At 53.8% G+C, this 9,572-nt stretch carries 5 protein-coding genes and 1 tRNA gene; all 6 read right to left on the bottom strand.

Annotated features, from left to right (window positions below; genetic code table 11):
• Positions 1-517 precede the first annotated feature (517 nt).
• Positions 518-592: transfer RNA gene (locus H5U02_06535), tRNA-Gly, on the bottom strand.
• 97 nt (positions 593-689) lie between these two features.
• Positions 690-4,223 carry an efflux RND transporter permease subunit gene (locus H5U02_06530; GenBank protein ID MBC7342090.1) on the bottom strand — a complete coding sequence of 1,178 codons (3,534 nt, stop codon included), beginning with the start codon at positions 4,221-4,223 and terminating at the stop codon, positions 690-692.
• Between the two features lie 16 nt (positions 4,224-4,239).
• Complete coding sequence (locus H5U02_06525) at positions 4,240-4,710, bottom strand: MarR family transcriptional regulator (protein ID MBC7342089.1); 471 nt, start codon at positions 4,708-4,710, stop codon at positions 4,240-4,242.
• 549 nt (positions 4,711-5,259) lie between these two features.
• On the bottom strand, positions 5,260-6,504 hold the full coding sequence (locus tag H5U02_06520; GenBank protein MBC7342088.1) for a methyl-accepting chemotaxis protein: 1,245 nt from the start codon (positions 6,502-6,504) through the stop codon (positions 5,260-5,262).
• Between the two features lie 253 nt (positions 6,505-6,757).
• On the bottom strand, positions 6,758-8,044 hold the full coding sequence (locus H5U02_06515) for an adenylosuccinate synthase (GenBank protein ID MBC7342087.1): 1,287 nt from the start codon (positions 8,042-8,044) through the stop codon (positions 6,758-6,760).
• Entirely contained in the window at positions 8,032-9,522 is a 1,491-nt protein-coding gene (locus tag H5U02_06510) for an NAD(P)/FAD-dependent oxidoreductase (GenBank protein MBC7342086.1), read from the bottom strand. The genes H5U02_06515 and H5U02_06510 overlap by 13 nt, the downstream gene beginning before the upstream one ends.
• Positions 9,523-9,572 lie beyond the last annotated feature (50 nt).

Below are 9,572 nucleotides of genomic sequence, written 5' to 3'. Positions count from 1 at the left end.
ATCGCAAACGCTACTGGAGCAACAGAGAGGAAAGGTATGCCCAGCTCGGTAACTAAGATCCCGGCACAGATTAGGAGGGCGATGTCCACGAACGTAGCCAGCAAGACACCAGCAGTTTCAGGCCCAGAATGAAAAGAGTTGCTACGGCAGTTATCAGGGGAGAGGTTAACACCACTAGAATTACGCCTAGGATCCCGCCGGCAACTACCTAGGGAAGCTCAGCAATCCGACCCCCCATGAGCTGATTTGTAGTTATATCGCCAATGCGAGGCGCCATTATTCTCAATGGATTAACCTTAGTATACGCTCTGTTTTTTAGAAATCCTGCCACTGCTTTTAGGCTTTTTAAGCTTTTAGTGATGAGGGTATGACCATGAAAGAAAAAGAAAAAAGAATAGAATAATAGAAGGAGCAGCGCTACCTGCTCCTCATGGCGGATTTATCACCCTCGGCCTACCCCAATTATTACCCACTTTAGGGCCGAGGCGTAAGCCCGAAAAAGCTTATTTTTCAACGCTGGAGCGGAAAACGGGATTCGAACCCGCGACCCTCGGCTTGGGAAGCCGATGCTCTACCACTGAGCTACTTCCGCTCGTTACTTCCAATTGCAAGTTTTATTATAGCATGCGAGCAGAAAAAGGCAAGCAGGTTTGACCTATTTTCTGCAACAATCTCTCTGGGCTATCTCCTCAATGGGTTTCATTGGCCTGGGTTGCTTGTAGACTCCCCTTTCCTCTTATCCTCTCCCCCAACACATCAAATCCATAGTAAATAAGGGGCACTATGAACAGGGTGAGCAGGGTTGAAGTTGTCAACCCGCCGATTACAGTAATGGCCAAGGGCTGCTGAAACTCCGACCCTTCCCCGTGGGCGAAAGCCAGAGGTACCAGTGCCAGCAGCGTCGTCAAGGCAGTCATAAGGATCGGGCGCAATCGGATCATACCCGCCCTGACAATGGCCTCGGTACGAGGCAAACCACGACGTTTGAGAACGTTAATGAAGTCAACCAAGATTATGGAATTCGATACTACTATCCCTACCAACAACACCGCTCCTACTAAAACCATGATATCAATGGTACGGTGGCTGACAAGCAAAGCCGCCACTACGCCTATTAACGCCAAGGGCAATGCAAACATTATGGTGAAGGGATGTAGCAGCGACTCAAATTGCGAGGCAATAATCATGTATACCAAAACAATACCTAGCACCATGGCATAACCCAAGGCTCTGGTAGCCTCGGTCATTTGCTGGAACTCGCCACCGGTAGTGATATAGTAACCATCGGGAAGCTTGAGCGTATCCAGCTTCTTTTGAACATCAGCCATGGCTTGGTCCAGCGCCCGACCCGAAAGGCCGGCAGTAACATGAACCACTCGATCGTTTTGGTCCCGGTTTATAGCTACTGGGCCAGTAGTTTCCTGGATAGTGGCAATATCGCCCAGCCGAATGCTGTTTCCCTGCGGACTTATCAGGTAGGTGTCTTTGAGCTTGGCTACGGAATTTATCTTTTCCGGCTGATATTGGAGAATAATGTCGGTCTCGGTGCCTCCACCGGCCTCCCATAATTTAGTAGCCGCATCGCCGGCAAGGGCTTGTCGCAAGGTCCCAGCAATTTGCGCCGGGGTCAAGCCTTCCTTGGCAGCTTGGTATTTGTCCACCGTAATCTGGATTTCTGGCCGAGTCTCCTGGTAGTCAGTCTGAACATTGCTCACGCCAGGCACCGTTTGAATTGAGGCAGCCACTTTGTCTCCAAGTTCCTTCAGGGTCTTCAAGTCGGGACCAAAAATGTTTACCTGAACGGGCGAACCCCCAAGAAAGGCGCTGGTAAAATCGCCCATGGTCACCTTGGCTGCCTTGGGGGGGATGACACTACCACGTACTTGGGCGATTATCTCATCAGTACTGCGGCCACGAAGGCTCTTGTCCTTGAGCTCCACCATTATGGTACCAGTGTTGCTACTCGACTGTGACCCTCCGAGCAGTCCCCCCACGGAAGAAAGGGTGCCGCCTCCCCCACCGATGCTGGCGCTGACGCTCTGCACCTCCGGGATGGCGAGTAATGCCTTTTCATATTCGCTGACCACCCGGTTGGTCTGGTCAAGCGGCGTTCCGGCCGGCATCTCCACATTGATCATGAAGCTACCCTGGTCCATGTGTGGCATAAAGTCCATACCTATCCGGGGGATCTGGGCTGCCGACAGGATAAAGAGGCCAACTACCACTGCGGCGCTAAGCGCCTTGTGCCCAAGCACCCAACGCATGGCTACTCCGTACCACCGAGCCAGGGCACCCGGTACCAGCTCTCCCTGGGCATCCCTCTGGGCAGGCGGCACTCGGCGGAACCGCGCAGCAATGGTGGGAACAACCAGCAGCGCTACCAATAAAGAGGCAGTAAGGGCAAATATAACGGTCAGCGCCATCTGATCAAACAGCACTCCCACCAACCCCGAAGCAAAGTAGATGGGCACGAAAACAGCCATGGTGGTCAGGGTCGATGCTGTTACCGGCATGGCTACTTCCCGCACCCCTATCACTGCCGCCTCAGCTGGAGGCTGCCCCTCCTGCATATGCCGGAATATGTTCTCAAAAACCACAATAGCATCGTCGATGAGCCGGCCCATAACCAAGGCTAATCCGCCAAGGGAAATCATGTTCAGATTGATTTTCCCTAGATACATTAAAACTAGAGCGGTAATAACCGACATGGGTATAGAGACCGCAATGGTTAGAGTGCTGGGGAGGTTGCGCAGAAACAGCAGCACCACTAGGATGGCAAACAAACCGCCAATAATAGCATCCCGAGCCAAGCTGCCAATAGTCTTTTCTATATACTTGCCCTGATCATAACTTATCACCATGTTGACGTTCGATGGCAGCTCACCTTTACTGGTCAGAGCCTCGATTTCCGCCTTTACCGCTCGAACCACATTAACCGTATTGGCAGCCGGACGCTTCTGAATTTCCAGCTGCAAGGCATCATCACCGTTCAATCGGCTAACTCCGCCACTATAATCATTGACCTCCGTGACCGTAGCGATGTCCTTCAGCCGTATAACTGGCCCGGTGGGGGTTTTCATCCCCAAGGATATGCTCTTGGATCCAGAAGTCCCGGTCTTGGGCAACTGTTGGGAAAGCTGGGGCAGTTGCAGGTTCGACGGCAGCTGCTGGCCTGGTGCAGGCTGACCACCTGGGGCAGGCTGCTGACCTGGCGAAAGCTGCTGGCCTGAGCCAGGCTGGCCAGAGGGTAGTGGGGCGCCCGGATTCGGAACGGGTAGGGGCTGTTGTCCAGCCGATGGTTGTTGTCCCGGCGGCAACTGCTGCCCAGCGGAAAGCTGTTGCCCCGATGGCAGTTGCTGGCTGGAAGGTGCTGCTGGTACCTGGCCTGAAGGCAACTGCTGGCCTGGCTGTTGCTGGGGCACAGACGGCATGGCTGGTACATTGGGAACCGATGGGATTTGCGGCAAAGACATTTTGACCTCGCGCAACTCTCTACCTACAACTAAGTTTTTGATCTCCTCAAGTGACTTGATATCGCCCGTGACCCGAACCGTAAACTCCCTCTGTCCAGTATTGATTTTGCCGACCGGGAAATTCATATTCTGCGCTTGCAGCATCTGCACTACCTGGCTGACGGATAGACCCTTTTTCTTTAAAGCTTCTGGATCCATGGTGATCTTGATAACCTTCTCGGCTCCGCCGCTTACTGTGACTGAGGCCACCCCTTCTATCCGTTGCAGGCGAGGAACCACCTTCTTGTCAACTACATCCCGCAGGTCGGCATTGGGTCCAGTTACCCCAATGGCTGCAATCGGCAGCAGGTTAGGGTTAAGCTTAAATAACCGCGGGCTGTCGGCCTCTTTCGGTAGTTGGTCCTTTACCTGATCGAGGCGCTCGCGCAACTCCAGGGCAGCAAAGTCCATATCAGTGCCCCAGTCCAGCTCTACCATTACCGCAGAAATACCCTCCGAGGATACCGAGGTTACATTGCGGACATGGTTTACGGTGCCAAGGACCTTTTCGATCGGTCGAGTGACATTGCGCTCTACCTCGGCCGGGCCAGCTCCAGGATAACCAGTCAAAACCGTAATCATCGGCAGGTTGATATCTGGCAACAGATCTAAAGGTAATTGGGTTAGGGCCACACCTCCCAACACGACTACGATCAAGCAAATCATAAGTACCGTAACTGGCCTTCTTACCGTCGATGCAAATACACCCACCAGCGGCCTCCTCCTTTTAGCTCTCCCTCTTTATTTGCGCTAGATTGGAAGTCAGAACCTCTTTTAAAATCTCCAAGGCGGTGATGATGGACTCGATCTCCTCCGCCGACAACCTGGAAGCAAGGTCGTGCATGTATTGCTTGTGGATCGCCAGCACCTTGGAACTCAGGTCCTTCATGCCTTTCCCCAATTCAAGATGGATGGTGCGACGGTCTTGGGAGTCGCGCTCACGGGTTAGTAACCCTTGCGCCTCTAGCCGATCCACTATACCCGAAATAGTACTCCTGGCCATCCCTAACCGCGAGGCCAGCTGGGACAAGGTTAGGCCTGGGTCCTGGACCAGCTCTCCTAGCACCATAAATTGGGGAACAGTAAGACCATAAGGATCAAGGTAGACGGCAAGGATATCTCGGCTCAATTGCCGGATACGCTGTAGCAATTCCCGGATTCGCACCGCCTGCCGTAGGCGCTCATCCTGATTGTGCAAACTAATCGCCCCTCCTAAGCTACCTTTCCCTTTCAGAAAATAACTTACTTCCAACCTGGGGGCTGGCCCTCCGCTCCGTAATCCTGCGCGGACCCACCTAGCGCTCCATCTCGGGCTTCGGCGGACTTCCCGGCCAATCGGACGTCCATGTCCGTGGCCGGCTCCGGGCGTCCTGCCCTCCGGCCCGCCTCCGCCCTCGCTGTCGCTAAGGTGGCTTAGCCGCTCGGCTTAATGTCGCTTCCGGACCAGCCCCCCCAGATACCCTGGTATTCGTTCGTGGTGCCGCCAGCTAGCGGCACAAAGGACTCCCTCATTAATAACGCTGAGCAAAGGTTAATGCACAGGGGATACTTCGCATGCGAAATATCTCTGTTCCATTATAGTATAGGCAGGTTATGCTGACAACAGTAGATAACAAAAAGAAGGCATTAAAAAGCACTGACAGGAAGCTTCCTATGGTATTTTACTTCCTGCCAGCGCTCTCTGGGAGGCGCTACCCAGCCAGCTGTCTTACGGTGCAAGTGCGCGCTCTTGGCTATGCCTCATCCATCACTGATCTTTGCTCTTAGGTGGGCTCACCTTAAACACCTGAAACATCCCCTTTAACTGGTTAGCTACACTGTTGAGGCCGCTCACGGCGGCGCTGATTTCTTCCAAAGAAGCGTTTTGTTCCTCGGTGGAAGCAGCTACTTGTTGGGCGCCATTACTATTCTCGTGGGCACCAGCGGCCAGCTCCTTGATGGCCACTCGCAGGCTCTGGGAACGATCTACCATAATAGCTGTGGCCTCGGCCACTTTTTGACTTCGCTCGACAATAGCTTGAAAGGACTGGGCGATGGACTGAAATACGGCCTGGGTCTGTTGCACTGCTTGCACGCCCAGCTTGACTTCCTCCCGACTTTTTTTCATCAGATCAATCGAGCGCTCAGTTTTAGCCTGGATAGCCCGAATCAGGTGGCCAATGCTTTCGGCCGAATGGGCTGATTGCTCAGCCAGTTTGCGCACCTCCTCGGCCACCACTGCAAACCCCCTCCCTTGATCCCCGGCTCTGGCCGCCTCAATAGCCGCGTTGAGGGATAGAAGGTTGGTCTGATCGGCAATGCTGGTTATTACCTCAGTAATTTCGCCAATTCGAAGAGAATCTTGTCCTAGCTCATCTAGAGCTTGGCTTAGAACCAACACTGATTCCTCAATGGTCTGTATGCGCTGCGAAGCTTCTTGAGCAGCCTTTTTTCCGCTATCGCTAGCAATGGAAGTCTCGCGGGCGGAAGTATCCATATCCGAGGCGGAAGCGGCGATCTTATCCATTTGTATGCTCATTTCTTTTATGGTCTCGGCAATTTGTTCCACCGTCTCTGACTCTCTTTCCGCCCGGCTGGCAACTTCTTGGGTAATGCGAGCTACCTCTGACACTGCCTGCGAGGCCTGTTGGGCAGCAGCAGATATCTCTCCAATAGTGGCAACCACTTGGGAGGTGCTTTCCATGATGTTATACAGGGTATCATTCCATGAGCGCAAAACTCGGTTTACCGCCCATGAAAGTTGCCCCATTTCATCCTGGCCCCGGTACTTAACCCGTACCTGGACATCGCCGTACACAGCCTGGTTTAACACTTGGGCTATCTCACTGGCGCTCCGCCGAAAGCGCACGGAGCCTAGCACGCTCCAGGTCACCATACCCCCAAGGCCACCAGCCATGGTAGCTGCCCTTGCCCAAATCGGCAATGGTAGCCAGGCGGCCACAGCTACTATGATCATCAACAGCACCGGCCAGAAGACCACTGCAAATCCCAAAGACCGTGGCCTCCAATAGCTCCGCAAGGCTTGCACTTGTTGCCTCCACCCCCTTAAAGCAGTAATATGAGCACTGGATTCAACTGCTATCCTACTAAATGATCTCGGACTAAACTGACAATTTATTAACTACTAGGGAAAATTACTCAGGAAGGTTGGCACTAGTTCTGGGAATGGCCTCGCCCCACAGCCGCGCGGATGCCGCTGCCGCCGGCAACGGCACAACCTGGCAGTGGAGCCTAGCCTCCCTAACCTAGAAAAGTTGGTACTCATCTCGAATTATGGTCTGTTCCCGCTCCGGACCTACCGAAAGCAAAGCGATCTTGGTACCGCTTAGCTCCTCCAGCCGCTCGATGAAAGCTACCGCTTCTCGAGGGAGGTCCTCTTGTCGCCGAACCTGGGTAAGATCCGCTTCCCACCCAGGCAAAGTCTCGTAAATAGGTTGGCACTGGGCTAGGACCGCAGGGCTATGGGGAAACTCGCTAATCACTTGGCCTTGGTACCTGTAAGCCACTGCTACTTTAATCTCTCTTAAGCCATCTAGCACGTCTAGCTTGGTTAGCGCCAAATACTCCATGCCGTTCAGCCGAGCCGCGTAGCGCAGCAGTACTGCATCCGGCCAACCACAACGCCTGGGCCTACCGGTAGTAGTTCCGAACTCCCTACCTTCCCGACGCATGATCTCGCCCACCCCATCGGTAAGCTCGGTAGGGAAGGGTCCAGCTCCTACCCGAGTAGTATAAGCCTTAGCTACGCCCATCACCCGGTCGATGCGAGTCGGACCTACCCCAGCTCCGGTGCACGCTCCTCCGGCTACTGGACTAGAAGAAGTAACAAAAGGATAGGTTCCATGATCTATGTCAAGCAACGTCCCTTGTGCTCCTTCAAATAGGACCTTCTTGCCAGCATCGATGGCCTGATTTATTAGCAAGGAGGTATCAGTTACCAAAGGCCGTAGTTTTCCGGCCCAGTCGGCATATTCATCAATGATCGCTCCTGCATCTAACGGCTCGCGGCCATAGAGGCGAACTAGCTCCTCATTCTTTTCAGCAATAGCGGTCTCTAGTCGCTGGCGAAAATCGCCCTCTACTAGATCAATTACCCTTAGCCCCGACCGGTGAACCTTGTCCACATAAGCTGGGCCAATGCCCTTCTGGGTTGTACCTATGGAACCGGCGCCGCGCCGTTCCTCTTGAGCCGAGTCCAATTCCAAGTGATAAGGAAGAATGACATGAGCAATGTCGCTGATCCGCAGGCCGCTCGTATCGACCCCGCAGGCATGCAAGTTATCAAGCTCTTGAAACAATACCCGCGGGTTGATGACTACGCCATTGCCAATGATGCAGGTCTTGCCCGGATAAAGGATCCCAGAAGGAATGTGGTGAAGTTTAAACTCCCTTTTGTCCACTACTACCGTGTGCCCAGCATTATTGCCCCCTTGGTAGCGAACCACCAATTCAGCCTGTTCCGCCAAGTAATCAGTAATCTTGCCCTTGCCCTCGTCGCCCCATTGTGCCCCTACTACTACTAAGGTTGACAACTATGATCCTCCTTGCCCTCTTTCTCCAATATACCCCGCGCCGTTAGGACGCCTGCCACTGAAGCTTGCACCAACCCCCGAGTTACTCCGGCTCCGTCGCCAGCCGCATAAAGGTTGTTCACCTTGGTCTCCAATGATGAGGAAAGCTGTAAGCGGGAAGAGTAGAATTTCACTTCCACTCCGTACAACAAGGTATGCCGCGAATAAACCCCCGGAGCAATCCGGTCCATGGCCTGCAACATTTCTACTAAAGCCGTTAAGTGGCGATAGGGATATACCAGGGACAAATCGCCTGGGGTAGCCTCCTTGAGAGTAGGGGTAACCAAGCCCTTTTCGATGCGATCAGGCGTAGATCGCCGCCCCGAAATGAGGTCCCCCAAGCGCTGAACCAGCACTCCACCGCCAAGGAGATTAGCTAGGCGGGCTATTGATTTCCCATACGCGATAGGGTCCTTGAACGGTTGGGTAAAGGTCTTACTAACCAGAAGGGCAAAATTGGTATTTTCGGTCTTGCGGTCGACGTCTTCTGCGTATGAGTGCCCGTTTACGGTAACCAGGCCCTCCATGTTTTCTAGCACTACTTCCCCATGGGGATTCATGCAAAAGGTACGGACCCGGTCGTCAAACTTCTTGGAGTAAAAGATGAACTTGGACTCATAAATAACATCGGTGAGGTGGCTCATGACTGCCGCCGGCACCTCCACCCGGACGCCAATATCCACCGGGTTAACTGCCAGTTCGAGTTTCAGTTTCTCAGCTTGCCGAACCAGCCACTCAGCTCCCTCGCGGCCAGGCGCTATTATTACATATCGCCCCGGGATAAACTCGCCGCTACGGGTGACTACGCCTTGTACTTTGCCGTCATGGGCCTGAATCTCTTCCACCCAAGTTCGAGTGCGAATCTCGACCCCGTGCTGCACCAAAAAATCCTGCATACCCTGGAGAATTTCCTTGGTACGACCGGTACCCAGGTGCCGGATAGGAGCCGGAACCAGTTTTAAATCTGCCAACACTGCTTTTCGTCGTATTTCAGCCAACGCTTCCTCATCATCGGCTCCGTAAACCTTCTTAGGAGCCCCAAAAGCGCAGTAGATGCTATCTACATATTGGATATACCGCGTCAACTGGTAATCCCCCAGGTACTGGTCCAGCATACCCCCAACTTGGGGAGACAAGGTCAACTTGCCGTCGCTGAAGGCGCCCGCTCCGCCCCAGCCGGAGACTGTGGCACAAGGGGTACACAGGGAGCAGCCAATGCTCTGCTCATGGGAGGGGCAAAGGCGCTCTGCTAGATTTGGACCCTTGTCCAGCATTAGAATCCGCAAAGGGCGGGTGGTCGTAGGTACTTTGGTGTCGCTGTCGGCAGAACCCAGCCAGTCACCACTAGTAGCTTGAACCAGCTCTAGAGCCGCAAAGATTCCTGCCGGGCCAGCGCCCACAATTATTACATCATAGGTCACGCCGTTCACCCTTTGCAATCCCCCAAGGACATAAAAATGGCCGGGTGCTCCCCCGGACACTCTAATCC

This window comes from Clostridia bacterium, assembly GCA_014360065.1.
GTDB lineage: Bacteria > Bacillota > DSM-521 > Neomoorellales > JACIYF01 > JACIYF01.
Note: the sequence above shows the minus strand (reverse complement) of the source record. Positions and strands in the feature narration are given on the sequence as shown.